Source organism: Planomonospora sp. ID82291 (genome assembly GCF_015711645.1).
In the GTDB taxonomy this organism is placed as follows: domain Bacteria; phylum Actinomycetota; class Actinomycetes; order Streptosporangiales; family Streptosporangiaceae; genus Planomonospora.
In genome coordinates, this window is record NZ_JABTEX010000002.1 from 209113 (window position 1) to 234411 (window position 25299).

The 25299-nt window shown below is 71.7% G+C and carries 21 protein-coding genes, 1 tRNA gene and 1 pseudogene; 12 read left to right on the top strand and 11 right to left on the bottom strand.

Annotated elements, in window-relative coordinates; genetic code table 11:
- Positions 1–437: 437 nt before the first annotated feature.
- Positions 438–971: a DUF4240 domain-containing protein gene (locus HS045_RS11900; RefSeq protein ID WP_196451324.1), complete on the top strand. Its 534-nt coding sequence runs from the start codon at positions 438–440 to the stop codon at positions 969–971.
- Between the two features lie 151 nt (positions 972–1122).
- On the opposite strand, the gene HS045_RS11905 is transcribed toward HS045_RS11900, so the two are convergent.
- Both HS045_RS11905 and HS045_RS11910 read right to left on the bottom strand, forming a co-directional pair.
- Entirely contained in the window at positions 1123–1497 is a 375-nt protein-coding gene (locus HS045_RS11905) for a redoxin domain-containing protein (protein ID WP_307827479.1), read from the bottom strand.
- Between the two features lie 68 nt (positions 1498–1565).
- Positions 1566–1718: pseudogene (locus HS045_RS11910) on the bottom strand (RNA polymerase subunit sigma-24); the annotation flags it as partial.
- Here HS045_RS11910 and HS045_RS11915 point away from each other — a divergent pair.
- Positions 1651–1959 (top strand): RidA family protein, encoded by a 309-nt coding sequence (locus HS045_RS11915; protein ID WP_374191390.1) that lies wholly within the window; start codon positions 1651–1653, stop codon positions 1957–1959. The pseudogene HS045_RS11910 and the gene HS045_RS11915 overlap by 68 nt on opposite strands.
- A 169-nt stretch (positions 1960–2128) precedes the next feature.
- Here HS045_RS11915 and HS045_RS11920 read toward each other — a convergent pair whose 3' ends face one another.
- Entirely contained in the window at positions 2129–5143 is a 3015-nt protein-coding gene (locus HS045_RS11920; RefSeq protein WP_196451326.1) for a BTAD domain-containing putative transcriptional regulator, read from the bottom strand.
- 171 nt (positions 5144–5314) lie between these two features.
- On the opposite strand from HS045_RS11920, the gene HS045_RS11925 reads away from it, so the two are divergent.
- The 4 genes from HS045_RS11925 to HS045_RS11940 all read left to right on the top strand — a co-directional run bounded on the left by HS045_RS11925 (position 5315) and on the right by HS045_RS11940 (position 11822).
- Positions 5315–5605 carry a hypothetical protein gene (locus HS045_RS11925; RefSeq protein WP_196451327.1) on the top strand — a complete coding sequence of 97 codons (291 nt, stop codon included), beginning with the start codon at positions 5315–5317 and terminating at the stop codon, positions 5603–5605.
- A gap of 343 nt (positions 5606–5948) precedes the next feature.
- Complete coding sequence (locus HS045_RS11930; RefSeq protein ID WP_196451328.1) at positions 5949–8714, top strand: TIR domain-containing protein; 2766 nt, start codon at positions 5949–5951, stop codon at positions 8712–8714.
- Positions 8711–10870, top strand: a complete 2160-nt coding sequence (locus tag HS045_RS11935) for a serine/threonine-protein kinase (protein WP_196451329.1) — start codon at positions 8711–8713, stop codon at positions 10868–10870. Before HS045_RS11930 ends, HS045_RS11935 begins: the two co-directional genes overlap by 4 nt.
- Positions 10871–11177: 307 nt before the next feature.
- Complete coding sequence (locus HS045_RS11940; RefSeq protein WP_196451330.1) at positions 11178–11822, top strand: phospholipase; 645 nt, start codon at positions 11178–11180, stop codon at positions 11820–11822.
- A 559-nt stretch (positions 11823–12381) separates the two neighbouring features.
- Here HS045_RS11940 and HS045_RS11945 read toward each other — a convergent pair.
- Positions 12382–12723: an Lsr2 family protein gene (locus tag HS045_RS11945; RefSeq protein WP_196451331.1), complete on the bottom strand. Its 342-nt coding sequence runs from the start codon at positions 12721–12723 to the stop codon at positions 12382–12384.
- 657 nt (positions 12724–13380) lie between these two features.
- On the opposite strand from HS045_RS11945, the gene HS045_RS11950 reads away from it, so the two are divergent.
- On the top strand, positions 13381–13533 hold the full coding sequence (locus tag HS045_RS11950; protein ID WP_196451332.1) for a hypothetical protein: 153 nt from the start codon (positions 13381–13383) through the stop codon (positions 13531–13533).
- Positions 13534–13700: 167 nt separating this feature from the next.
- Complete coding sequence (locus tag HS045_RS11955) at positions 13701–14114, top strand: hypothetical protein (RefSeq protein ID WP_196451333.1); 414 nt, start codon at positions 13701–13703, stop codon at positions 14112–14114.
- A 156-nt stretch (positions 14115–14270) separates the two neighbouring features.
- Here the strand turns inward: HS045_RS11955 and HS045_RS11960 are convergent.
- Positions 14271–14346: transfer RNA gene (locus HS045_RS11960), tRNA-Arg, on the bottom strand.
- A gap of 217 nt (positions 14347–14563) precedes the next feature.
- Between HS045_RS11960 and HS045_RS11965 the strand changes: the two genes are divergently transcribed.
- A complete protein-coding gene (locus HS045_RS11965) occupies positions 14564–15292 on the top strand; it encodes a hypothetical protein (RefSeq protein ID WP_230884006.1) in 729 nt (242 codons plus the stop codon).
- Positions 15293–15535: 243 nt separating this feature from the next.
- On the top strand, positions 15536–16741 hold the full coding sequence (locus HS045_RS11970; RefSeq protein WP_196451335.1) for a M15 family metallopeptidase: 1206 nt from the start codon (positions 15536–15538) through the stop codon (positions 16739–16741).
- A 222-nt stretch (positions 16742–16963) separates the two neighbouring features.
- Here the strand turns inward: HS045_RS11970 and mscL are convergent, their stop codons facing one another.
- The 3 genes from mscL to HS045_RS11985 form a co-directional block, all read right to left on the bottom strand.
- Positions 16964–17368, bottom strand: coding sequence for a large conductance mechanosensitive channel protein MscL (gene mscL / locus HS045_RS11975; protein ID WP_196451336.1), 405 nt, complete (start codon positions 17366–17368; stop codon positions 16964–16966).
- Between the two features lie 85 nt (positions 17369–17453).
- The gene (locus tag HS045_RS11980; protein WP_196451337.1) at positions 17454–18104 is read right to left on the bottom strand and encodes a flagellar biosynthesis protein FlgA; all 651 of its coding nucleotides are present in this window, start codon (positions 18102–18104) and stop codon (positions 17454–17456) included.
- 158 nt (positions 18105–18262) lie between these two features.
- Positions 18263–19072 (bottom strand): S-methyl-5'-thioadenosine phosphorylase, encoded by an 810-nt coding sequence (locus tag HS045_RS11985; RefSeq protein WP_196451338.1) that lies wholly within the window; start codon positions 19070–19072, stop codon positions 18263–18265.
- Between the two features lie 109 nt (positions 19073–19181).
- Here HS045_RS11985 and HS045_RS11990 point away from each other — a divergent pair, with 109 nt between their 5' ends.
- Positions 19182–21233 (top strand): MDR family MFS transporter, encoded by a 2052-nt coding sequence (locus tag HS045_RS11990; RefSeq protein ID WP_307827480.1) that lies wholly within the window; start codon positions 19182–19184, stop codon positions 21231–21233.
- Positions 21234–21443: 210 nt separating this feature from the next.
- On the opposite strand, the gene HS045_RS11995 is transcribed toward HS045_RS11990, so the two are convergent.
- From HS045_RS11995 to HS045_RS12005, 3 genes are all read right to left on the bottom strand, one after another.
- Positions 21444–21758: an FmdB family zinc ribbon protein gene (locus HS045_RS11995; RefSeq protein ID WP_196451340.1), complete on the bottom strand. Its 315-nt coding sequence runs from the start codon at positions 21756–21758 to the stop codon at positions 21444–21446.
- A 294-nt stretch (positions 21759–22052) separates the two neighbouring features.
- Positions 22053–23558, bottom strand: coding sequence for a potassium/proton antiporter (locus HS045_RS12000; RefSeq protein WP_196451341.1), 1506 nt, complete (start codon positions 23556–23558; stop codon positions 22053–22055).
- Positions 23559–23760: 202 nt separating this feature from the next.
- Positions 23761–24348 (bottom strand): 5-formyltetrahydrofolate cyclo-ligase, encoded by a 588-nt coding sequence (locus tag HS045_RS12005; RefSeq protein ID WP_196451342.1) that lies wholly within the window; start codon positions 24346–24348, stop codon positions 23761–23763.
- A 24-nt stretch (positions 24349–24372) separates the two neighbouring features.
- On the opposite strand from HS045_RS12005, the gene galU reads away from it, so the two are divergent.
- A complete protein-coding gene (gene galU, locus HS045_RS12010; RefSeq protein WP_196451343.1) occupies positions 24373–25272 on the top strand; it encodes a UTP--glucose-1-phosphate uridylyltransferase GalU in 900 nt (299 codons plus the stop codon).
- Positions 25273–25299 lie beyond the last annotated feature (27 nt).

The window sequence follows — 25299 nt, forward strand, 5'->3', positions numbered from 1 at the left end:
GTTGATGATCGGTTCCCGTCGCCGCGAACACTACGACCTGCCCGACCGGTGTGCCAGGTCGGGAGGATCATCGGCCGAGGATCCCGGCCGCCCTCCGGATCTTCGCCCCGCCGTACTCGCCGAGGTCGACGCATACCGGGCACGGAGGCGTGCCGTGGGCGTCCGGCCGGTATCTCCAGCCGGTCACCTGGTTCACGGAGCGGACGCGGTGGATCTCCCGGCGGTGATCGCGCGGGAGACGAAGCCCTCGTGACCCCGGGGGCCCTCGTGCTCGGCGACCAGGGCGGCGGTCTCGGCGGCGGACAGCCGGGTGTGTCCCCGCCCGTAGGGCCCGGCGTGGACCGGCCAACGTGCTCTATCCGCGGGAGCGAGTTGTCGGTGCCGTCTGGTTCGGTGGTCAGGACAGATCGCAGGGGCGGTCATGAGAGGCGGCGGACATGAGAGATCAGCGGCTCCCGGTGGGGGACGAGGAACGGTTCTGGGGGCTGGTGGAGGCGGCCTGGGCGCCGCTGGGGGCGGAGGTCGAGCGGGCGCGACGGGCGCTGACGCACCGGGCGGCCGGTCCCGGCGGAGACTCCCGCGGCGCGTCGATCGCCGTGGTCGAAGCCGCTCTGCCGAAGTTCCTGGGCAACCTCCGCTCCGCAGGCGAGGGGCTGTCGGCGCAGGAGCTGACCGATCTCGACCGGGTGGTCGAGCGCAAGCTCCACGACATCGACCGCGCCGACGTCCAGGCGGTCACCGACGGCTCCGACGACGGCTTCCTGTACGCGCGCGGCTTCATCGTGGCGATGGGCCGGGACTTCTACACGGCGGTGGCCGAGGACCCGGAGACTGCGGTGCCGGACGCCGAGTGCGAGCGGATGTGCTACTTCTTCGCGCACCTGCACCATGAGCGCCACGGGGCCTTCCCGGACACCGGATCGGGGATCTCCCGCGAGTCGTGCTCGAACCCGGCCGGCTGGCCCCGCTGACCCGCCTCCCGCGGCGCCCGTCCGCTCCCGCCGCACGGCTGCGGGAGCGGACGGCGGCGGTCCGGACGGGCCGGCGTCCGCTCTCCGGGGCGGATCTCCGATACGGCCCCCTGACCGGTCCCGCTCGTCGGAAGGGCCGCCCGAATGCGGCTCACCGACGTGTGCGGAGGGCCTGGACGGCGGTGGTGATCGCCTTCCTGCGATAGCCGTTGACGGGCATGGTGGCACCGTGGGCGTGGCGGACGACGCCCTGGGAATCGATGAGGACGCTGCCCGACTGCTGCACCGCGCCGAAGACCTTCCTGCTCAGGCCGATCATCTCGTGCGGGCTGCCGAGGCGGCCGGTGAGGACGGGGAACGGGATCCGGCGCTCGGTCTTCCACTCGGCCGCCGTCCGGCGATCTTCGGGAACCGCGACGAACACCAGGATGTCCTCGGCGGCGAACTCGTCGCGGTGCCGGATGAGGTCTCGGACGTGCCGGTTGCAGACCGGGCACGACGTCGACCGCATGAAGTAGATGAGCACGGCGTGACCGCCCCGGTGGCGCGCAGCGAACCGATCTTCCGGTAGAGGATGATCAGCGCTTCCTGCGCGGCGTCCTCGGCATCCTGCGGGGAGGCGCAGAGATGCTCCGCGAAACGCCGCACATGGGAGTGGGCACCGTGGACCACCGCAGCGATCGACTCTCGATCACCGGCCTGTGCGGCCTCGATGAGTTGCGCGCTCGCCCAGCCGCGGTCAGCCACGTCCGCGCCCCTGCCACCGGACAACCTGGAGGCCGTGCTCGGCGAGGCCGGGATGTCCCTCGCCGACCTGGTCCGGCTCAACGTCTACACCACCGACGTGGACCGGCTCTTCGAGCACTACGGCGTGCTGGCGGCGCGGCTGGGCGCCGCCGGGGCGGCACCGCCCACCACGATGCTCGGGGTGACACGGCTGGCGATCCCCGACCTGACGGTCGAACTCGAGGGGACCGCCGTCGCGTGATGCGGCCTCGCCGCCTCCGGCAGGACCGCCGGAGGCGGCACGAGTGGGCCTGACCCGCCGGTCGGGTTCGAGTTCCTGGGCTCAAGTGCTCTCAGGTTCGAGTTCCCGGGTTCGAGTGCCCTCGGGTTCAAGCACCCCCGGCCTTGGGCGCCCTCGGGTTCAAGCGCTCTCAGGCTTGAGCACCCCCGAGGAAGGCGCGCACCTCGTCGATCTCGGGGACGCCGAGCTCCTCGTAGAGCCCCAGGGCCGAGCGCCCGTGCTCACGCGCTCGGTCGCCCTGCCCGAGGCCGAGGTGGGCCCTGGCCAGGCCGTCGTGTGCCCGGGCCTGCTCGGGCCGGTTGCGGGCCGCACCGGCGAGGGCGAGCGCCGCGGTGTGCTCGTCGACCGCCCGCGCCGGATCGCCCAGCGCCAGGGCCGCCTCGCCCAGCCCGTTGAGGGCCGAGGCCTCGTCACCGCCGTTGCCCATGGCCCGGTAGAGCTCCCCGGCCCGGCGGTGGCGGGCCATCGCCTCCTCGGCCCTGCCCTGGTGCCGCAGGGCCGAGCCGAGGTGGTTGAGCACCCGGGCCTCGCCGAGCCGGTCGCCCTCCTTGCGGTGCAGGGCCAGTGCCAGGTCGAGGTGGCGCCGGGCCTCCTCGTGGCGGCCCGTCTGGACCAGGATCCTGCCGAGGTCGGCGAGGACGAACCCCTCCCGGGGCCGGTCGCCGGCGATCCGGGTGAGGTCGAGCGCCTCCCTGAGGCACCGCTCGGCCTGCGTGCTCTCCCGGCGGCGCCAGGCCACGTTGCCGAGCGCGTTGAGCGCGAGCGACCGCTCGTGCGGGTCCTCGCAGACCGCGAGCGCCTGGTGGGCGAAGGACTCGGACCGCTCGTAGTCGCCGCGCCGCCAGTGGGTCCAGGACAGGTCGGCCAGTGCGCGGCCCGGCGGCATGGCGCGTTCCCCGAGCGCGCGGCTGCGCTGCAGCGCGATGGTGTGCAGGGTCAGGGCGTCGTCGTGGTGGGCCCGGCGGTCGAGATAGGGGCTCAGCGCCACGGCGAGGTGGCTGATGCACACCTCGGGCCCGTGGACCACGGTCGCGATGATGTTGGCGCGCTCGGCGTCGAGCCAGCCGATGGCCTCGGCCGCGTCGCCGACGGGCTCCACGGGGGTGAGCTGGGGCGGCGTGTTCGGCCGGTCGGGGATGCTGTGCGGGAACAGCCGCAGGACCGCCGAGCGGGACCGGTGCAGGTAGTGCAGGAGCAGCCGGATGAGCGCCCCGCCGTCCGCGTCGTCGTTCGTGCCGCCGTCCGTGCGGTGGTTCGTGCCGCCGTCCGTGCGGTGGTTCGCGTCGCCGTCCGTGTCGCGGCCTTCGGCGAGGGAACGGGCGTGCTCGCGCAGCAGGTCGTGGAGGGTGTAGCGGCCGGGCTCGTGCTGCAGGAGCATGTGCGCGTCCAGGAGGCTCTCCAGCAGCTCCTCGGCCTCGACCGCGGAGACGCCGGCGAGGGCCGCCGCGGCGTGCGGCTCGATGTCCCGGCCGGGGACCGTCCCGAGCAGCCGGAACATCCGCCGCTCCGCCGTACCGAGTTGCTCGTACGAGACGGTGAACGCCGCCCCGACGCTCCGCTCGGGCGTCGCGAGCTCGGCGAGCCGCCGCCGCTCGTCGTGCAGGCGGCCGGCCAGGTAGGACACCGTCCAGCGGGGCCGGTGCTGCAGCCGCGCCGCGCAGATCCGGAGGGCGAGCGGGAGATGCCCGCACAGCTCCAGCACCCGGCGTACGGCCTCCGGCTCGGCGGCGGCCCGCTCGCCCACGATGCTCCCGAAGAGCGCGACGGCGTCGCGGGGCGGCAGCACCTCCACGGACAGCGCGTGCGCGCCGTCCAGGCCGATCAGCCGCCGCCGGCTGGTGATCAGCAGGAGGCTCCCGGAGGCGCCGGGGAGCAGCGGACGCACGTGCTCGCCGTCCGCCGCGTTGTCGAGGACGGCGACGACGCGGCGTCGCGCCAGCTCGGCACGCCACAGGGCGCTCCGCTCGCTCTCCGCCGTCGGGATGTCGGTCAGGCCGAGCTGCCGCAGCAGGGCCTCCAGCGCGGCGGAGGCCGGGAGCGGATCCCGGCCCGCGGCGTGCGCCCGCAGGTCGATGAAGAGTTGGCCGTCAGGGAAGCGGTCGGCCAGGCGGTGGGCGGCGCGGACGGCGAGCGTGGTCTTGCCGATGCCGGCCATGCCGTCGATCGTCACGATCGGACTCCGCCGTTCCGCGACGAGCCGGTCCAGTTCGGCGGTACGGCCGGCGAAGTCGGGGATGTCGTAGGGCAGGAAGTTCGACCGGGCCCTGCCCACGTCCCTGCCCGCGTCCGTGTCTTCGGCTGTGTCCCCGGTCCCGGGTCCGGCCTGGGTCTCGGGTCTGGTCCCGGTCTCGGTCCCGGGTCCGGCCTGGGTCTCGGGTCTGGTCCCGGTCTCGGTCCCGGCCTGGGTCTCGGGTCTGAGGGCGGGGGCGTCGGTCAGGACCGCCCGCTCCAGCGCGGTGAAGGCGCGGCCGGGGTCGAGGCCCTGTTCCTCGGCCAGAGCCGTACGGTACGACCGGGCCGCGGCGAGGGCGTCGGCCTGCCGTCCGGAGCGGTGCAGGGCCAGGACGAGCTGGCCGACGAGCCGTTCCCGCAGCGGCTGGGCCGCCACGTGACCGGCCAGCTCGTCGAGCACCCGGTGGTGATGCCCCGCGTCGAGCTCGGCCTCCATGAGGCGTTCGACCGCGCTCAGCCGCCGGTCGTCCAGCAGCGCCCGCGCGCCCCGCGCATAGGCGGCGTGCACGTCGGCCAGGGCGTCGCCGTTCCACAGCTCCAGCGCGTCCCGGAACCGGCCCGCCGCGACCAGTTCGGTGAAGTCCTGCACGTCGAGCCGGCCGGGCCCGGGAATCGCGACGTAACCGCCCGGCCGCGTCTCGAGGACGTCGTCGGCGCCGATCCCGCGGAGCGCCCTGCGCAGGGCGGTGATCGCGGCGTGGATCTGCGACCGTGCGGTGTCGGGGCGGTCGTGCCCCCACATGGCGTCGATCAGCCGCTCCATGCCGATCACCCGGCCGGCGTTGAGCAGCAGGTGGGCGAGGACCGCGCGATGCCGTGGAGCGATGCCCCGCACCGCTTCACCGTCGGCGAGCACCTGCACCGGCCCCAGGAGCGTGAAGCGGATCTCCACGTATCGCCCTTCCATCGTCATCGCATCGGGAACCTATCAATCCGGACGGACATCCTCGTTCCCGTCAGTACGACGGCACGACAACGGCGGCAGCCGGCCTCGATCCTCCTGCTGACCGCCGTGACCAATCTGTTCAACCGCCTCAACACCCCCGTCCGGCAGACCGCCGGCAGCCGGTGAAGGAGTCCTCCCATGTCCGTCCTCCGGTTCCACACCTACGCGGTCGACCCCGCCGACCTCGAGGAGTTCCTGGCCCGCCGGGCCTTGCTGATCGGCACCGTCCGCGAGACGCATCCGGGGCTGACGTCGGCCCTGCTGGTCGAGCTGGACGACGGCACGTACAGCGACACCTGGCGCTGGGAGAGCGAGACCCGGATGGGTGCCGCGCTCGCCGCCATCGCCACCTTCCCGGAGGCCCCGCTGACCATGGCGCTCACCAGGGACCCGACGGCGCAGAACGGCCGGGTCGTCGACGAGCGCTGAGCCTCCGCCGGAACGGCGCCGCCACGGCACCCGCGATCGGCGCTCCGATCCCCACGGCGGACCGGTGTCCGAGGGAACTCCTGTTTCGCACGGGATGTCTCTCGTCCTATGCCCGGGGGTGCAAAGCGCCTCAAATGGTGCCGTTGCGGAGATGAATGCTTGGACATGCGGCAATCGGATAATTCATCATAGTCACATATCAAGTCGCCTTATTTCTCCCAATAGAGGAGCCCGTTAAACTCTTTGATGATCTTTCGTGTCAAGAGTTGACGTTCATTGCCTTATGCGGGGTGATCGGATGTAGGCTTATGGCCGATGCCGTTCAAGATCATGGGACGGGGCGATGACGGGTCGCTGGGATTTCTTCGTCTCCTACACAAGTGCGGACGCGGCCTGGGCGGAATGGATCGCCTGGCAGCTGGAGGCCGCCGAGTACCACGTCCTGCTGCAGCGATGGGACATCCTCCCGGGGAATCACTGGCTGGCCGACATGGAAATGGGCGTCAGGAAGGCCGAGCGCACCCTCGCGGTCCTGTCGGAGGATTATCTGGAGTCCGACTACGGAAAAATCGAGTGGACCGCGGCGCTGCGGGCCGACCCCGGCGGATCCGGCCGGAAACTGATTCCGATCAGGATCACCGAATTCCGTACGCCCACCATCCTCGGCGGAATCGTCTGGGTCGACCTGGTGGGGCTCGTCGAGGACGAGGCGCGTCACCGGTTGCTGGCCGCGATGGAAGAGGTGCGCTCGGGCCGGGCCAAGCCCTCGCAGAGCCCCGCTTTCCCCGGAGTCTCGCCCAGCCGCGTCCCCGGACGCGATCTCTACCCGCCGACGCCTCCGCCGTCGTTTCCCGGGTCGGGGTGGAAGACCGGGGGCTCCGGCCCTGTGACCCCCCTGGTCTTCCGCCGGTGGAACCCGGAGCGGGCGATGCCGCTCACGGAGTCGGATCCGCCGAGCGCCGGCGCCTACACTCTGCGCCACCGCCTCAGCCTGGGCGGTGACAGTACGGTCTACCTGGGCGAGGACGACGCGGGAAAGCCGGTCGCGGTGAAGATGCTGCACCGGCACCTGCGGGACGACGAGGAGACCCGGGCGCGTTTCGCTCGGGAGGCCGCCCACGGCCGTGCCGTTCGCAGCGCCCACGTGCCCGCCGTGCTGGCCGCGGACCTCGAAGCGGTCCGGCCCTACCTGGTGACCGAGTTCGCCGACGGGCCGACGCTCGGCGAACGCGTCCGCCGGCGAGGACCGTTCAGCGGGACCGCCCTGCGTCAGCTGGCCGTTCACCTGCTGACCGCTCTCGGGGACCTGCACCGGGCCGGGATCGCACACGGTGACCTGAGCCCGGCCAACGTCATCCTCTCCAGCAGCGGTCCGCAACTGATAGACCTCGGCGCGTCCCGAACCGCGCGGGAGGCGCAGGCGTGGCGGCCGGCCGGAACCGTCTGGCTTCTCGCCCCCGAACGGTGGCAGGGCGGACGGGCCGCCGCGGCGGCCGACGTGTTCGCCTGGGGATGCCTGGTCGCGTACGCCGGGACCGGGCGCCGGCCGTTCCCCGGGGAGAGCGAACCCGAGCTGCGCCGTTCGATTCTGCGGGGCGCGCCCGATCTGACCGGTCTCGACGGGGCGATGCACGCCGTGGTGGAGGCCGCTCTGCACCGGGATCCCGCTGCCCGCCCCACCATCGTGGAGCTCTCCGCCCGGTTGAACGCGCCCGCCGACCCGGCCGCGCCGCCCGCTCCGCCGGAACGGACGACCGAGCGGATCGGCCGCAGGACCGTCCTGGGAACCGCGGCCGCGGCCTTGGCCGGCCTGGGACTGGCCGCCGACTCCGTACCCCCCGCGCCCGGCCTGCGCGGTGACCGGGAGAGCCAGGCGAACGCGGTGGCGGCGAGGGCCGATGGTCTGCGGGCTGACGACGCGGCGCTGGCGCGCAGGCTGGACCTGGCCGCCTACCTGATACGGCCCACCCCCCTCACCCGGGCCAACCTGCTGCGGCATTCCCCGGTCAGGACGTTGGAGGGCCATGCCGCTCCGGTGAAAGGGCTGGCCTTCCATCCGGTGAGCGGCATGCTGGCCAGCGCGGGTTCGGACGGGACGGCCAGACTGTGGGACATCCCGGGCCGCGGCCTCACCCCGGTGATGCTGAGCAACGGCGCGGAGGTCCTGAGCGTCGCGTTCGGCCCCGGCGGCACGCTGCTCCTCGGCGGCGCGGACGGCCGGGTGACGGTGGGCGACGTCCGGAAAGGCGCCTGGAGGCCTCGGCGGTTCGAGGCCCACGAGAGGGGGTCGCAGGTGCTGCGGCTGCGGTTCAGCCGGAACGGCCGCCTGCTGGCCACGGCGGGGTCCGACGGTGTCGCCAGGATATGGAACCCCGCCGACCTGACCAGACCGCTGAGACAGGTGATGCATCACGCGGCCCCCGCACAGCCACCCCCGTATGTGTGGGGGGTGGCCTTCTGCTCGGCCGACCGGGTGCTCGTGACGGCGGGAGACGCCGAGGACGGACCCCTGATCAAACTGTGGCGTCTCGACGATCTCGACCCCGGCCGCCCCGACCCGGCGCCGGTGGAGGAGCCGGTCCTGCGCGTGCCCGGTAAATTCGGGTACATCGGTGACATCGCGCATGACCCCGGAGACGACCGCGCCGTGGCGGTGGTCAGCAGCGAGATCGGCGGACGCAATCCGGTACGGCGCCTGCGGATCACCGACCCCTCGGGTCCGGGTGATCCCGTGGACGAGTTCGGCGGCTTCGACAGCCGCACCCGTGAGACCAACCATTCCGTGTCGTTCAGCCCGGACGGCGCCATGCTCGCCACCGGGAACGCCGGCGACGGACACGCGACGGTGCGGTTGTGGGCGCTGGAGGACACCGTTGTCTCCACGCCGTTGTCCGGCCATCGGGGGCCCGTGTGGAGCACGGCGTTCGGTCCCGGCGGGAAGTCGCTGGCTGCGGGGGGCGACGACAAGATCGTATACCTGTGGGACATCGACCCGGATGCGGTGCTGACACGACTGTACACCTCGCCCTCCGCGCTGCCCTCGGCCGCCTTGTGGCACCAGGAGTTCCCCTCCGTCCCCCATCCCGGCCTTACCGGTAGGCCCCGATGAGCGCCGGGAGCAGCGAGGAACGGCCGGGCACCCCGCTCCGGCAGGACGATCCGGAGGACATCGGCCCGTACCGGCTGCTGCGGCGTCTCGGCGCAGGCGGCATGGGCACGGTGTACCTGGCGAGCGCACCGGACGGGCGGCCGGTGGCGGTGAAGGTCGTCCATGAGCATCTGGCCGAGCGGTCCGATTTCCGATTGCGGTTCGCCCGCGAGATCGCCAACACGAAGCTGCTCCGGAGCCCTCACACGCTCACGCTGGTGGAGGCCGACCACACGTCACCTCGCCCGTATCTGGTCACCGAGTACGTGGCGGGCCCGACCCTCGCCCAGGAGATCGAACGTCTTGAACGCCTGCCCGCGCCTAGGCTGAAGCGGCTCGCCGTCGACCTGCTCCGGGGCATCATCGAGTTCCACCGGCTGGGAATCGCCCACCGCGACATCAAGCCCTCGAACATCATCTTGTCGGCTCACGGAGCCTGCATCATCGATCTCGGGCTCGCGCGCAGTCTGCGTGATCCGCTCGATCTGACCCGGGGAGAAGGCCAGCCGGGCACACCGCAGCTCATGGCGCCCGAGCAGTGGGACGGTACGGAACCGCGGCTCGCCACGGACGTGTTCGCCTGGGGAGTGGTCGTCGCCTTCGCGGGCACCGGGCGCTGGCCCTTCTCCGGTACGAACGAGCACGAACTCCGGCACGCCATCATGAGCGCCCCCCCGGAACTCCGGGGGCTGGATCCGCACCTACGGGCGCCGGTGGCCCGATCGCTGGACAAGGCGGCAGAGAAACGTCCCGACCCGGCGGAGCTGCTGCGCGGGATCACGCGGACGAGGACGGCGACGTACGCGGCCTGGGCGGCTCTGGGGTCGGCCGGATCACTCGTGGTGGCGGTCACGCAGGGCGTGCTCCTGGGATGGCACGAGGCCCTGCCCTACGGGACGCCGGCCCTGGTGTCGCCTGCGCTGGCGATCTTGGCGGTGGGTGCGCTGCTGGCGGTCTACTGCCGGCTCGCCCCACCGGAACGATCCGCCCCCGGCCCGCCGGAACCAGCCGCGAGGTGGGAGGCGCACCTGCGCGCTCCGGCGCTGCTTCAGCCGTTGCTGTGCGCGGCCGTCACCGGTGCGGTGGCGGCGGCCGGATTCGGCTGGGGGTACGGGGCGATCGTCGGGCTGGTGCTCGGAGCGGGGGCCGACCGGAGGGTGTGCGCCCGCGGCCTGTGGCCGATCACGCTGGGTCCGGTCCCACCGGAGAGGGGCCGCAAGGTCGTCGCCTTCGGACTCGCGGCCGGAGCGGGGCTCCTGGTCACGGTCGTGTCCGGTCACCTGATCGCAGGAGCGATGGTCGCCGTAGGGGCCGGAGGCGTCGCGGCATGGCAGACCATCCTGGCTCCTTCCATCGCGGTGCCCGACGCCCGGCCGGCCCTCCACCGTGACGCGCTGCTCTCCTCGGTGGGGGCGGCCCTCCTGGCCGTGGTGTCGGGAAACGCGGCCGGCACGGTCTTGTTCGTCGCGGCCACGTTCATGGGGGGCTTCGAAGGCTTTTCCATCCGCAATCTTCCCGGCTCGGGGGAGATGTTCGACCAGTTTTCCGAAATGGCGCGGGAAGCGTGGTTCGCGGTGGGCGTGGAAACGGGGATCTGGTATCTCCTGACCAGTGCCACCGCCAGGTTCCTGGTCGCCCGGGGATGGCTTCTCCTTTTCTCCGACGAGCACCGCCCGGCGCCGGCGGTGGTGCCGTCCCTCCCGTTCCGGGGTGCCGTGGGGGCGGTGATGGCGCTGTCGATGATGGCGCCGTACCTCGTTCACTCCCTACCGCCGGTCGATGCGTGCGACGGTTATCTGGGGCGTCGCCAGCGGGTCGGAGAGCTGCAGCGGGACTTTCGGGAGGGCATGCCCGTCCAGATCGTTTCCCCGGGTGGTTCTGCGAGCTTCAGACTCCGCTGGTCGTCGGACCCGGCGTGCGCCTGGGCCCTGATCACGAGCCCACAGGTCCGGACGCGGGTATGGCTGGAGCGGATCACCCGCGAGGGGAGCGCGCTGCTGGGATCCCGTGACGTCCTCGACGGTTCGCATACCGGTGCATATGCATTCAATAAAGGGCGTATCCGCGCTTGTGGCAGGATGTCGGGCCGCACCGAATGCACGGCGTGGGTGCCGTAGTCGCATTAGCCGATCTTTAACCACGGATGGGTCGATGCTGTCAATATTCGGGGCCGGCATGGATCGAATGTCGAACAGGCCATACTTTCATGACCGATGGCTTGAGTCCCGGCGGATCGGCTGATATAGATTAATCGCGGTACACGGCGTGTCGTGCATCGATTTCGGCCGAAGGAGAAAAATGCCTCGCGGATTTCGTCGCGCCCTGAACGCGCTCTGGGTCTCGGGATTGGGAGCGCTGCTCTTCTCCGGAGGCCTGCCCGCTGCGGCGGCGACACCGGCCGGGTCCACCGAGACCCTTGAGGCGATGACCGACAGATATCTGTTCGACTCCTCCCTCGCCGATTTCTCGGCGGCGTCGGACGAGAAGAGGGACCGCCCCGACGAGCCGCTGATCTGGAGTTCCGACGACTGCTCCTTCATTGGCGACCAGGGCGTCTTCGACTTCACCGCCTCCTGCCGGCGCCACGACTTCGGATACCGTAACTACAAGCAGCAGAACCGATTCACGAAGGAAGGCCGCCGGCGCATAGACGAGAACTTCAGAAATGATATGAACGCGACCTGCAACCGCTACAGCGGATGGCGGTCCGCCCAGGGCGTGGTATGTCGAGCGGAGGCACGGGCATATTATTCGTTCGTTCGCGTCGTCGGACGCGCCCATCCGATTCGCTCCGTCTTCCTGTTCGGCAGGAGGATACGTCTCTACGTCAGCTCCGACGACCCCTACGCCTCCGGTTACCTCTCGAACGGCTCCCCGAGGGACTCGGTCTGGCTGGACCGGTCCGGCGACGGGGGAAGAACGTGGGAGCAGCTGCACGTGACGAGGGTCCCCTGGAAAATGCGCCGCGCGTTGACGTTTCCGGTCAGGTCCGCTGGATACACGCTGCGGGCTTGCGGCAAGGCCGGGAACAGAAGCGAAATCGCATGTACGGAATGGGTCGCACTGTGACGTCGGGGTGAATCACGGGTCGTGTCCACGGAAGCCCTCTCTGCCGGACTGCCATGAGGCAGGGGACGCCGGAGTCCTCCTGGCGTCGGGCAGGGCGAGACAGGACGATCACGACAGTGACGATGACCCGCGCCGACCAGCCCGTCAGGCCGCCAGTTCGTCAGCCCGTCAGCCCGTCAGCTCACCGGGCTTATGCGCGACCGGGCTTATGCGCGGGACCACGTCCTTTGCGTGGAGGCGGATCTTCGGTTCCGTCACGCCGAAGGTCTCACCGAGGGCTGCGCCGTACCGGCGGCTGTCGGGCGGGCGGTCAGGAAAGCCGACGCGGTACGAGGTGAAGCCGGACGGCCGTTTCCGGAGATGACGCCCAAGGGCGCTTCAAGGGCACTTCGGCGACGACAAGCGGGATTTCGGATCCCCTTCACCGATGACGACCTGTCAAGGCGCTCCGGAGCCCCGAATCAGGGTCGGTCGCTTGGCGCCGGTGCGGTGGTTCCGGTGATGTCCTCCGGTCGCGGACGATAAAAAGCCCCCTCTTCGGAGGGGGCCGGACCTTTTTTCAGTGGGCCGCCTCGTACTGTTCCACGATCGATGAGGCGATCCGGCCGCGCTCGCTGACGTTCAGGCCCTGCGCCTTGGCCCATTCGCGGACCTTGGCGCTCTTCTCGCGGTCCATGGAGCGGCTGCCCGCGGTGCTTCCCCGGCGACCGCGGCCCGGCCGCTCCTGGCGGACCGGGCGGGCGGCGTTGATGAAGGGAGCCAGCGCCTTGCGCAGCTTGTCGGCGTTCTCGTCGCTCAGGTCGATCTCGTAGGCGGATCCTTCGAGGGTGAAGGAGACGGTGCCCGATGCCTCGCCGCCGTCGAGGTCGTCAACGAAAGTCTCCACGACCTTCTTAGCCATGTCATGCTCCAGATATGTTGTGGTGGGGCGTACCTTAGCGGTTCGCGGTGGTTCTTCAAATCAACGGGCTCGGATGTGGCGGCTTGCGGAGCCCGCTCCGGTAAGAAGGGCTACCAGAAGCGGTGCGGCCACCGTACCCCGATCCCGCGATCATAGTCGGTTCACGCCGGACCCCGCGGTTTTCGATTTCCTTCCGTCCTCTGCCGTCACGGTTCCCGGGAGGGGCGGAGGAAACCCGTCACGACTCCCCGGAGGCCGAGAGGAAACGGAGGAGTTCCGCACTCCGAAGCCGTTGCGCCCTCTCCGCGGGGGCGGGGCATCGGGATTCACCGCGGCGGCCGGATCCGTCGGCGGCCATGTTCTGCCGACCGGTCGAAATGTTCTTCGCTCCCGTGTCTCGATGATCATGATCCTGTGGACGGCGGTCCCGGCGCGGCCGCCCGGCCCGCGCGGCGATCGCGGTACCGGTCGCCGCGCGCTGCTGTGCGGCGTGCCGGGTGACGCCGGCGACGGGGGCCGGTTCCGGACCTCCGAGGGGCGCCCGTTCTCCTCCTCTGCCTACTCGGCGTCCGGCAGGAAGCCCGGCGGCGGGCCCTCACCGCCGAGCAGGTCGCCTGGCCGCTCGCGACCCGGCCGTACGGCCTGCGGCACGCCGCCGTGTCCCTGTGGCTCAACGCCGGGGTCCCGGCAACCGAGGTGGCCAAGCGGGCGGGGCACAGCGTCGACGTGCTCCTGAGCGTCTACGCCAAGTGCATCGAGGGACAGCGGTCCCGTGCCAACCGACAGATCTCCGATGCTCTCGATGACTAATTCATGATCCACATTGAAGGTCCTGGACCTGTTCCGGGGCCTTCGGCATGTCTGGCGCCTGGCATACTTCTCCGGCGTCCGAGCAGCTGAGCCGCAAGTTCACGGCCCGTCGCGCATGGCCATGGTTCGCCCTGGCGGTGGTCGCCTCACTGGCGCCCTGGGCGCTCATGGCCGCGACCGAGAGCGGCGGCGCAGATTACACGCCGCTCGTCTCCTTCACGGCCCTCTTCGTCGCTGCCGCCGCGCGTTCGCTCTTCGCCCTGGACGCCTTCGTCACCGGCGGCCTGCCGCTGCTGGTCCTGCTCGTGGCCGTCTGCTGCCGCCGGTGGTGGCCGGTGGGGGCGGTCGTCGCGGTTGTTCTCGGTGTCATGGCGGTGATCAATTTGGCGCTTTTCCTCGGAGAGCTTCCCCGCGATGTCCTCACGGACGATGTCAGCGCTGGCGCTCAGCCGGACTTCTATGTCAGCGCTGGGGAACCCGGAATCGCCATGCTGGCCGCGGTGGCGTACATTCTCGCGGCCGTGGCACTCGCTGTGGGGTCATGTCGCTCCAAGGCGTCGGCTCATCCCGTGAGAGGCTGAGACGCGGGTTACGACCTGGGAAAACGCTGTCAAGATCGGATCGCGTATGGTTCGCGATCACTGGCCTACGGCTGCACACGACGGCACCCGACTGCATGTGATCGCTGGGAGGGCACACGCCAAGCCCCTGGTCAGGGGCCTGGCGGCTGGTCACGGTGGTGCCCCCGGCATGATTCGAACATGCGACACCCGCTTTAGGAGAGCGGTGCTCTATCCCCTGAGCTACGGAGGCAAGGGCTGTCTGTAAGAGTAGCGAAGATGTCGAGTCTGTGCCCAGTCGGAGCGAGAGGAGATGGCGGCGGCGGGTCATCGCTTTCCTGAGGCGGGTCAAAGGGATGACAAGCGGGTGAGCCGCCGTGGCGTCCGCATGGCTACTGTCACGCTCTGTGATCAGAATGCGGCGGAAGCGGATTCCCGGTCGTCGAGCATCGCGGCCGATGGTGCTGGGCGTGGCGATGCTGGTGCCGGCCCTGCTGGCGGGCGGCCTCATGATGGCCGAGGTCACCGGCTACGACCTGGTGGTGAGCGGAACCGCCGTGGACGTGCAGGCGGGAGAAGCGTCCGGTGGTGCCGCTCCGATCGCGGCCGGATCGCCGGGGTCCTCCGGGACGTCCAGGGTCCCCGTCGCGACCAGGGCGGCCGGGGGCGAGTCGGCGGGTGAGGGTGGAGCGGTGGACGACGCGCCGTCCGATGGCACGGCGAACGGCGGTGCGACGACCGGTCGTACGGTGACCCGGGGTGCGGTGACGGAAAGTGAGCTGGTCGGGAACCGGATGACGGAGCCCAGTTTCGTGCCGCCGCCCTTGCGGCCCTATCGGGTGTATGACGGCTGGATGCCGCCGGAGACGGTCAGCCTGGTCTACCTCCGGCCCGCGGGTCCCTCCGAAGAGGCGGGGAGAGCGGCGGAGGCGGCCGAAGGCAGGCGGAAGCGGCGGGGCTCCGGAGGAGGCGGGGAGAAGCCGCCGGAGAAGGCGCACGGGCCGGGTACGGGGCGCGCACAGGGGCCTGCGGAGTCCACGGACGGGGAGGCGCCGGATCGGGCGCCCGCGCCGTCCCCCACGCCTTCACCGACGCCGTCGTCCGAGGAGTCGGCGGACGCGGAGGCGGAGTGCTCGCAGGAATGGCGGGACACCTGGCTCTGGGAGATCTGCCTGGACGGCAACCGGCAGAAGGTCTGAGGGCTCCCGCGGCGGGTGGGGGGCCGGAGACGCTCCGTGATCCCCCCGGGTGCGATCGGCGGGAAGTCAGGGACGGAGCTTGCTAAATGGGGCGTTCGGTGCATAGCGGCCGTGAAGAGTCTGGTTCGGGCATCCGGTGAGCTGTAGTAACGTGCGTGCCTGACCCGGGTCACGAGTTCGCAAACGGAGGGGTCGAACGTGCTACCTCGTCGATCAGCGGGTCTGATCGTCGTCGTCGCGACGATGACTTCCCTCGTTCCGGGGGTCGCCACCGCGCAGCGGTCACCGGTGAAGGCCGAGGCCGTGGCGGGGCGGGCGCACGCGCAACCCCGGGCCGTCGCGGACCGGGTGGTGAACCCGCCGGCCGGCTTGGACTCCTCGGCCGTCCCGACCTCCCTGGCCGTCCCGAACTCCCCGATCGGTCTGGGGTCCCCGGCCGGTGGGTGGCGGGGCGTACCCGCCGGGAGCCGGGCCGCCGCCCGGCGTGATCCGGTGAACCTCACCGAGCTCCGCAGGGACGCCGAGAAGGCGGCGAAGGACCTGGAGGTCGCCACCAAGGCGCTGGAACAGAGACGCACGAAGATCCGTGAGGCGCAGAAGGCGCTGACCGCCAAGTTGCGGGAACTGCAGACCGCGGAACGGGCCTTCGCCCAGGTACGGCAGCCGCTGTCCGACCTCATCGGGCTGCTCTACCAGCAGCCGGCCGGAGGGGACGTGACGGGCCTGCTGTCCGGAGACTCCAGCGGTGACACGCTCCGTGCCATGACGGGGGTCACCCAGCTCATCGCCGAGCGGAACCAGGTGCTGGAGGAGAGCAGTCGCCTGCAGGCCGAGCGGGAGCGGCTGGCGGCCGAGGCGCAGGAGCTGCGGGCGGGGACGCTGCTGGCGGAGGCCCAGATGGGGGCGGAGATCAAGACGCTCCAGGCGCGCTCGGACAAGCTGGTGAAGACGCTCACCAAGGCACTCGTGAAGCTGGGAATCAAGATCGACAAGGTCGGCCGGGCGGCGCTCGGGTGCGACCCGACGAAGGTGAACTCGGCGGGGGAGTTCCCCAACGGCCTGATCCCGAAGGCCTACCTGTGCCCCCTCCAGCAGCCCGGCCACCAGCTCCGGGCCGACGCGGCGATCGCGTTCATCAGCATGAACGAGTCCTACCGCAAGAGATTCGGCAAGCCCATGTGCGTGACGGACGCCTACCGGAACCTGGCCGAGCAGCAGTCGGTCTACTATCGCCGTCCCGGCCTGGCCGCCGTCCCGGGCCGCAGCAACCACGGACTGGGGCTCGCCGTCGACCTGTGCGGAGGCGTGCAGAACTTCCGCTCGGCGGAGTTCAACTGGGTGGAGGCCAACGGCAAGAAGTTCGGGTGGATCCACCCTCAATGGGCGTATTCCAGTCCTTTCGAGCCCTGGCACTGGGAGTACGACCCGAAGCTCGGCTCGCTTCTCTGACCGCTCGTAGATCGGGCCTCCTGCCGACCGGGTTCCTGCCGGCTGAACCTCCTGCCGGCTGAACCTTCTACCGGCCGGGCCTTCTGGAGGCCTGGCCCCGGCCGGTCGGTGACAGGCGATCCGGCGGGGCGCCCGGGGCCGCCTGTGTCGGGCCGGAGCCGCCGGATGAGGCCACCGGTCCGGTCCGGGCCGCGGCGGAGAGGATCCGAACGCCGGATCCGGTCACGTCATCGGGGCGACCTGGGCGGTGCAGTGGCGGCAGCGGACGGCGGCCTTGGGGATCTCCGAGAGGCACTCGGGGCACTCGCGCAGCTTCGTCTCCTCCGGCGTGGCGAACCGGGCGGTGATCCTCTCGTAGGGGGTGATGACCAGGAAGTAGATGACCGCCGCGATCAGCAGGAACGAGATCACCGCGTTGAGGAAGTTGCCGTACGTGAGCGTGCCGGAGCCGATTTTCAGCGTCAGGTGGCTGAAGTCGGGCTTGCCGACGATGGCGGCGATGAGCGGGTTGATGAGGTCTTTGACGAAGGAGTTCACGATGGCGGTGAAGGCGGCGCCGACGACCACCGCGACGGCGAGGTCGAGCACGTTGCCGCGCATCAGGAACTTCTTGAATCCACTCAGCATGACCACTCCTTACCCGGGACCTTCGGCCTCCGGGGTCGTTCGTCTTCGGGGGTGAGGGCGCTATTACCCTGCCACGGCCGGATCATCACCGGGGAGGGGCGATCGTGATCGACAACCGGCCGCCGGACTGGGCGGAGGCCAGCTCGACCGCCTGATCCGAGGTCGTGGCGAGCATGAGGAGCGCGTCCCGGTCGCTCCCGGCCGCGGGGACGGTGAGGACGGGGACGCCCTCGGCCACGATCCGAGCCGGGGCGGAGGAGCCGTCCCAGCCGGTCGGCGCGGCGAGCACGTTCACCACGTCTCCGGGGGAGAGCAGGCGGGCGCTCTCAGGGTCGGCGACGCGGACCGGCGCGGCGACCGTGCCGGGCGCGTGGGCGGCCAGCAGACTCGGGCCGAGCAGCCGGACGTCGGTGAGGGGCTCTCCGCGCCGCGCGGGACCCGCCAGGACCCGTCCGGCGACCGGTGCGCCCGGCCGCAGGGCGCCGTCGGGGGCCGTACCGGGCCGCAGGGCGACCGGTTCCACGTCGGCGGCGGACAGGACGCCGCCGGGCAGGTCGCGGGCCGCCGCGAGCACGGTCACCGACGAGGTCTCGGGTCGCAGACCGACCACGGCGCACGCCGCGGCCAAGGCCGCGAGGACGGCGGCGGCGAGGCGGTGACGGCGGCCGAGGAGGCGGCGGCCGGGAAGGAGACGGCCCGGCAGACGCAGGCCGGGAAGGAGACGGACGGCGGACATGGCTGGCTCCACAGGAGGTCACCGGAGGCGGCGGGAGGCCGCCGGGCGGAAGGAACACCGGAGGCGGGGGCGGAGGTCACCGGTCGAGGCGGGGAAGGGAGCCCGGCGGGACGGGAAGGGCGCCCGGCGGGACGGGAAGAGGGCCCGGCGGCGGGAGGTCACCAGGGTAGGTCGAAGGGGAGCTGCAGGCCGTCCAGGGCCGTGGCGCAGTGGCAGGTGCGGTCCTTGGGCAGGGACCCGACGACGTCGGTGACCAGGGACCGCATGCGGGTGACGTTGGCGGCGAAGAAGGCCAGGACCTCCTCATGGGTGACCCCCTCGCCGGCCTCGACACCCGCGTCGTGGTCGGTGACCAGGGACAGCGAGGTGTAGCACATGGCGAGCTCGCGGGCGAGGAGGGACTCGGGGAAGCCCGTCATGCCGACGATCGTCCAGCCGTTGGCGGTGAACCAGCGGGACTCGGCCCGGGTGGAGAAGCGGGGGCCCTCGATGACGACCAGCGTGCCGTCGCCGACCGTCTCCCACCCCGCGGCCCGGCCCGCGGCGACGGCCGCGGCCCGGCCCGTAGGGCAGTAGGGGTCGGCGAAGGGGACGTGGACCACGCCGCCGGCGTCGTAGTAGGTCTGGGCGCGGCCGGAGGTGCGGTCGACGAGCTGGTCGGGGACCACGAGGGCGCCGGGCCCGATCTCGGGGCGGAGCGAGCCGACCGCGCTGGGCGCGAGGACCTGGCGCACGCCGAGGGAGCGCAGGGCCCACAGATTCGCCCGGTAGGGGATGCGGTGCGGCGGGAAGCGGTGGTCGCGCCCGTGGCGGGGGAGGAACGCCACCTCCCGCGAGCCGACGCGACCGATGCTGACGACGTCGCTCGGCGGGCCGTACGGCGTGCTGACCGTGACCTCCGTGACGTCGTCGAGCAGCGAATAGAACCCTGAACCGCCGATGACCCCGACGTCCGCGCGATTGACCATGGCGCAGACACTAGCGTCACCGCCGCCTCGGAAGAGGGGGGAGGGGGAGCCTGTGGATAACTCCGGGGATCGATGTGACCGTGTGGGTGCACGGGGTATGACCTGCCCCATGGTCGATCGGGGGAACGAGACGAGTGCGCGGCGGGCCCGGAGGACGATGCCCGGAGAGGGAGAGGCGGAGCGCAGGCCCGCGGGGGAGCTGGGGCTCATCATCGGGGCGCTCATGCTCGCCATGCTGCTGGCGGCGCTCGACCAGACGATCGTCGCCACCGCGCTCCCGACCATCGTCGGCGACCTGGGCGGCCTGAACCACCTCTCCTGGGTGGTGACCGCCTACATGCTCGCCTCGACGGTCTCCACGCCCCTGTGGGGCAAGCTCGGCGACCAGTACGGCCGCAAGACCCTCTTCCAGGCCGCGATCGTGATCTTCCTCGCCGGATCGGCCCTGTGCGGCCTGGCGCAGGGCATGGGCCAGCTGATCGGGTTCCGCGCGCTGCAGGGACTCGGCGGCGGCGGGCTCATGGTGCTCGCGCAGGCGATCGTCGCGGACGTGGTGCCCGCCCGCGAGCGGGGGAGGTACCAGGGGTTCTTCGGCGCGGTCTTCGCCGTCTCCAGCGTCGCCGGCCCGCTGCTCGGCGGACTGTTCGTGGACCACCTGTCCTGGCACTGGGTCTTCTACGTCAACCTGCCGATCGGCCTGCTCGCGCTCGCCGTGGTGGCCTGGGCGCTGCCGGCCGGCGTACGCTCCACCGGGCACGTCATCGACTACGCCGGCATCGCCTTCCTCGGCGGCGCCACCGCCTGCCTGGTGCTGGCCACCACCTGGGGCGGGAGCACCTACCCGTGGGGCGGTCCGGTCATCATCGGGCTGGGTGTCGCCGCCGCGGCGCTGGCGGTGCTGTGGTGGCTGGCCGAGCGCCGGGCGCCGGAGCCGGTGCTCCCGCTGCACCTGTTCACGCTGCGGGTCTTCAACGTGGCCTCGCTGATCGGCTTCATCGTGGGCCTGGCGATGTTCGGCTCCCTCACCTACCTGCCGCTCTTCCTCCAGGTCGTGCAGGGGGTCTCGCCCACGATGTCGGGCCTGCACCTGCTGCCGATGATGGGCGGCCTGCTCGTCTCCTCGATCGTCAGCGGCCAGATCATCACGACCACCGGGCGCTACAAGGCCTTCCCGATCGCGGGCACCGCGACCGCGGCGCTCGGGCTGTACCTGCTCTCCCGCATCCACCCCGGCATCGGGGCCCTGGAGCTGAGCGCCTGCCTGCTCGTCCTGGGCGTCGGGATCGGCATGGTCATGCAGGTCCTGGTGATCGTGGTGCAGAACGCCGTGGGCTTCGAGGACCTGGGGACGGCGACCTCGGGCGCCACGTTCTTCCGCGCGATCGGCGGCTCGTTCGGCGTCGCGCTGGCGGGTTCGGTCTTCACCGCGCAGCTCTCCGGCGACCTGGCCGCGCTCTCCCGCGCGGTACGGCTCCCGCCGGGCATCGAGAGCGCGGTCCGGCAGGACCCGACGGTCATCCGGCGGCTGCCGCCGGAGGTCGCCGGCGCCTTCCTGGAGGCGTACTCCGACGCGATCGCCCGGGTCTTCCTGCTCGGCGCCCCGGTGGCGCTGCTGGCCTTCGCGGCGGCCTGGCTCCTGCCCGAGCTGCCGCTGCGGGAGACCACCAAGGCGACCGACCCGGGCGAGGGCTACGGCGCGGTGCCCACCGAGCGGTCGTCGCTCGACGAGGTGGAGAGGGGGCTGTGGCGGCTGGCGGACGAGGCCATGCGCCGTGACTACTACCGGCGGCTCGGCGACCTGGCGGGCCTGCACGACCTGCCGTCCGGTTCGGTCTGGCTGATCGCCCGCCTGGGCACCCGGGGACGGCAGGCGGGCGCGGACCTTGCGGAGAGGGCGGGGGTGACCATCGACAGGGGGCGCCCGTACGTCGCCCACCTGGTGGAGCGCGAGCTGGTCCGCCGGGCGGCGGACGGCCTCGCTCTGGAGCTGACCCCGGAGGGGGAACGGGTGGCCGACCGCCTGGTCGCGGAGGCCAGGGAAGGGCTTGCCCGGGTGATCCGGGACTGGGCTCCGGAAGAGCACCCCGGACTGCGCGAGCTGCTGGACCGGCTGCCCGGGGAGATGCTCGGCGCGATGACCGACCGCCCCGCGACCCGCTGAGACCGGCCGCTCCGCGACCCGCTGAGACCGACCGCCCGGGGAGCCGGCCGGGCGGGCAGGACGGGTGGGCCTGGCCGCCCGGGGAGCCGGCCGACCGCGCACCGGCCCGCCGTCGGACCGGTCACACGTCAGGTCGCGGAGACGGGGCGGCCGGTGCGGGCCGGTCACACGGGAGCCGTCGGCGGGTGGGGCCGGCCGCGCGCCCGTTCCTCAGGAGGCGGCGGCCGCGGGGGCCGGAGCGGCGGCGGGCTTGGACTCCGTCGACCCCGAGGAGGACGCGGCGGACGACGAGGAGCCCGAGGAGTTCGAGGAGCCCGACGTGGTGGAGCTCACCGTGCTCGAACCGGACGACCGGCTGTCCGTCCGGTAGAAACCGGACCCCTTGAAGACGATGCCGACCGCAGAGAACACCTTGCGCAGCTCGCCCTGGCAGCTCGGGCACACGGTGAGCGCGTCATCCGAGAACTTCTGAACGATCTCGAACTGGTTGTCACAGGCGGTGCAGGCGTACTGGTAGGTGGGCACGCTCTCCTCCTCATTCGGTCCGCGCCGATTGGCACTCGACTGGCGCGACTGCTAATGGTACGGCGTCGACAAGCATAAACGCGAGCGGAGGATGCCACATTCCGGCATGCGCCTTCGGGCCGGGCCTCCGCCACCGTCCTGCAACCCGTCCCGCAACCCGTTCCACGTCCGGTCTGTGATCCGGTCCGCAGCCTGTTCCGGTCCGCAACCCGTTCCGTGTCCCGGTCCGCGACCCGTTCCGTGTCCCGGTCCGCGACCCGTTCCATGTCCCGGTCCGCGGTCCGGCGCGGGAGGTCAGGCGCCGTGCTCGCCGAACCAGCCGGCCAGCTTGCCCCGGCGGCTGATCGCACGGATCCGCTTCTCGACGACCTCCCGGCAGGCGACGGTGGCCACCACGAGGAGCTGGTCGTCGGCCCTGATCCGGGTGGACTCCGACGGCACGAACGACTTGCCCTCCCGGACGATGAGCGTGACCTGGGCGTCGGCCGGGAGCCGGAGCTCGAAGACCTCCACGCCGTGCAGCCTGGACGCCGGCGGCACCCTGATCTGCAGGAGGTCGGCGTTGAGCTCCTCCAGGGGAGCCGACTCCACCGCCAGGTCGCGGGCCTCCTCCGGAGCGGTGACCCCGAGCCTGCGCGCCGCCCACGGCAGCGTGGGCCCCTGGAGCAGGGTGTAGACGACCACGATGACGAAGACCTCGTTGAACACGAGTTTGGCGGTGGCGTCGTCGATCGACGTGGCGGCCCAGGGGATCGTGGCCAGCACGATGGGCACCGCTCCGCGGAGCCCGGCCCACGACAGGAACGCCTGCTCGCGCCAGTTCAGCCGGTCGACCCCCGTGACCCGCAGCAGGAGGGCGGAGACCATGATGGACAGCGGCCGGGCGACCGCGACCAGGATCAGCCCCGCGACCAGCCCCGGGACGATCGCGTCCGGCATCTCCGAGGGGCTCGCCAGCAGGCCGAGCATGACGAACAGGCCGATCTGGGCCAGCCAGGCGACGCCCTCGGCGAAGCCCCGGCTGGCCGCCCGGTGCGGCATCCGGGAGTTGCCCATGACCAGCGCCGCCAGGTAGACCGCCAGGAATCCGCTGCCGTGCAGGGCGGCGGCGCCGGCGTAGGCGACGAAGGCCAGCGCGAGCACCGCGATCGGGTACAGGCCGGCGGCCGGCAGCGCGACGCGGCGCAGCGCGTAGACGCCGACCGGGCCGACCGCGAGGCCGATGGCCGCGCCCACCACGAGCTCGAAGACCACTTCCAGCAGGGCGATCCCGAGGCTGGGCGAGGCGTCGGTGCTCAGCAGCACCACCGCGATGACGACGGGGGCGTCGTTGAACCCGGACTCGGCTTCCAGGATGCCCGACAGGCGCGGCGGCAGGGGCAGGCGGCGCAGGACGGAGAAGACCGCGGCGGCGTCGGTCGAGGCGAGGACCGCGCCGAGCAGGAGCGCGGTCCGCCAGTCCATGCCGAGCAGGAGGCGCACCGGGAGCGCGACGGCGGCGATGCTCACCGCGACGCCCGCGGTGGCCAGCACCACGGCGGTGGGGATGGAGTCCCTGACGTGGCTCCAGGTGGTCGTCAGGCCTCCCTCGGCCAGGATGATCGCCAGCGCGATCAGGCCCATCTGCTGGGCGAGCCCCGTGTCCTCGAACTGCAGGCCGAACCCGGACTCACCGATGACCAGGCCGAACCCGAGGAAGAGCAGAAGGCTGGGGAGACCGCTGCGGTGGGCGACGCGCACCGCGATGATGGAGGCGATGACGATCCCCGCGCCGAGCAGCAGCCCGACGTTCATGTCCATCGGCTGTCCATCGGCTGTTCAGGATCCGGTGAGACGGTCGGCGCGGTCGTGCGACGGAGGGTTCGCTCCCTTGGCGGGCCCCCGCGCGGAACCGCCGGGGCGTGTGCGTCGCCTGTCCCGGACGGGAAAAGCGGGGAACCGCTCCCTCGCCGGGAGCGAAGAGTCACCTGTCCCCTCCTCTCACTTCGGGGACCATTCTGTCCTATTCGGCGGGTCGGCCCTCCCCGAGGCGGACGACGCCGCCGGGCACGGCGGCGTAGCGGACCGGCCGGTCGTGCGGTTCGGCGGGGACGCCGTCGAGCAGCTCGCCGTCGTGCAGCAGCGCCACCGTCGGCACGTTCGGGCCGACCCGGGCCAGGGCCCGGTCGTAGGAGCCGCCGCCCTGGCCGAGCCGTACGCCGGTGGAGCGGTCGACCGCCAGCGCCGGGACGATCACCAGGGCCACGGTCCTGACCGCGTCGACGCCGCGCCGTACGTCCACCGGCTCCATGATCCCGAAGCGGCCGGGGGCGAGGGTGTCGGGCCCGTCGTACACCGCCCAGTCGAGGTCCGCGTCGTCGCGGAGCACCGGGAGCAGCACCGTCGCGCCGTGCTTCCACAGCGCGAAGACCAGCCCGTGCGTCGCCGGCTCGGCCCCGGTCGACCAGTAGCACGCGACCAGCCCGGCCATCTGCACCCACGGCCGGTCCAGCAGCGCCTCCCGGATCTGGACAGAGGCCGCATACCGCTCGTCCTCCGGGATAGAGGCACGCCGCTGCCGGATCGACGACCGCAGCTTCCGCTTGTCCACAGGTCCCTCCACTAAGGTTTTGATATGGCCGACTTCGATCCCGTGACGAAAGCCGTCGTGCCGGCGGCGGGTCTGGGCACCCGCTTCCTGCCTGCGACCAAGGCGACGCCCAAGGAGATGCTGCCGATCGTCGACAAACCCGCGATCCAGTATGTCGTCGAGGAGGCCGTCTCCGCCGGACTGCTCGACCTGCTCATGGTGACCGGCAAGAACAAGCGCTCGATCGAGGACCACTTCGACCGGGCCGTCGAGCTGGAGGAGGTCCTGGAGGCCAAGGGCGACGACGAGCGCCTCTCCCAGGTCCGCGAGCCCGCCGACCTGGCGACCCTGCACTACGTACGGCAGGGCGAGCCGCGCGGTCTCGGCCACGCCGTCCTCTGCGCCAAGCAGCACGTGGGCGACAGCCCGTTCGCCTGCCTGCTCGGCGACGACCTGATCGACCCCCGCGACGAACTGCTCAAGCGCATGATCGACGTCCGCAACACCTACGGCGGCAGCGTCATCGCGCTGATGGAGGTGCCGCGCGACCACGTCTCCCTGTACGGCTGCGCGGCCATCGAGGCCACCGCCGAGGACGACGTGGTCCGGGTGACCGACCTGGTGGAGAAGCCGCCGGCCGAGGAGGCGCCGTCCAACTGGGCCGTCATCGGCCGCTACGTGATCGACCCGGCCGTCTTCGAGGTCCTGGAGAACACGCCGCCGGGCCGCGGCGGCGAGATCCAGCTGACCGACGCCCTGCGCACCCTGGCCGGCCGCGGTGGCGCGGACGGCGGACCGGTCCACGGCGTGCTGTTCCGGGGCCGCCGCTACGACACCGGCAACAAGCTTGACTACCTGCGCACGGTCGTGCAGTTCGCCGCCGACCGCTCCGACCTCGCGCCGGAGTTCCTGCCCTGGCTCAAGGAGTTCCTGGCCTCGCGATGACCCTTCCGACGAGCCCGCAGGCGGCCC

Bases quoted from the DNA above. Each gene is read 5' to 3' on its own strand.
- HS045_RS11900 (WP_196451324.1), top strand. From the start codon at position 438: ATGAGAGATCAGCGGCTCCCGGTGGGGGACGAGGAACGGTTCTGGGGG.
- HS045_RS11935 (WP_196451329.1), top strand. From the start codon at position 8,711: ATGAGCGCCGGGAGCAGCGAGGAACGGCCGGGCACCCCGCTCCGGCAG.
- HS045_RS11980 (WP_196451337.1), bottom strand. From the start codon at position 18,104: ATGTCCGCCGTCCGTCTCCTTCCCGGCCTGCGTCTGCCGGGCCGTCTC.
- HS045_RS11985 (WP_196451338.1), bottom strand. From the start codon at position 19,072: ATGGTCAATCGCGCGGACGTCGGGGTCATCGGCGGTTCAGGGTTCTAT.
- HS045_RS11945 (WP_196451331.1), bottom strand. From the start codon at position 12,723: ATGGCTAAGAAGGTCGTGGAGACTTTCGTTGACGACCTCGACGGCGGC.
- HS045_RS11955 (WP_196451333.1), top strand. From the start codon at position 13,701: ATGGCCGCGACCGAGAGCGGCGGCGCAGATTACACGCCGCTCGTCTCC.
- HS045_RS11940 (WP_196451330.1), top strand. From the start codon at position 11,178: ATGACCGACAGATATCTGTTCGACTCCTCCCTCGCCGATTTCTCGGCG.
- galU (WP_196451343.1), top strand. From the start codon at position 24,373: ATGGCCGACTTCGATCCCGTGACGAAAGCCGTCGTGCCGGCGGCGGGT.
- HS045_RS11925 (WP_196451327.1), top strand. From the start codon at position 5,315: ATGTCCGTCCTCCGGTTCCACACCTACGCGGTCGACCCCGCCGACCTC.
- HS045_RS11930 (WP_196451328.1), top strand. From the start codon at position 5,949: ATGACGGGTCGCTGGGATTTCTTCGTCTCCTACACAAGTGCGGACGCG.
- HS045_RS12000 (WP_196451341.1), bottom strand. From the start codon at position 23,558: ATGGACATGAACGTCGGGCTGCTGCTCGGCGCGGGGATCGTCATCGCC.
- HS045_RS11970 (WP_196451335.1), top strand. From the start codon at position 15,536: ATGACTTCCCTCGTTCCGGGGGTCGCCACCGCGCAGCGGTCACCGGTG.
- mscL (WP_196451336.1), bottom strand. From the start codon at position 17,368: ATGCTGAGTGGATTCAAGAAGTTCCTGATGCGCGGCAACGTGCTCGAC.
- HS045_RS11920 (WP_196451326.1), bottom strand. From the start codon at position 5,143: ATGACGATGGAAGGGCGATACGTGGAGATCCGCTTCACGCTCCTGGGG.
- HS045_RS11990 (WP_307827480.1), top strand. From the start codon at position 19,182: ATGGTCGATCGGGGGAACGAGACGAGTGCGCGGCGGGCCCGGAGGACG.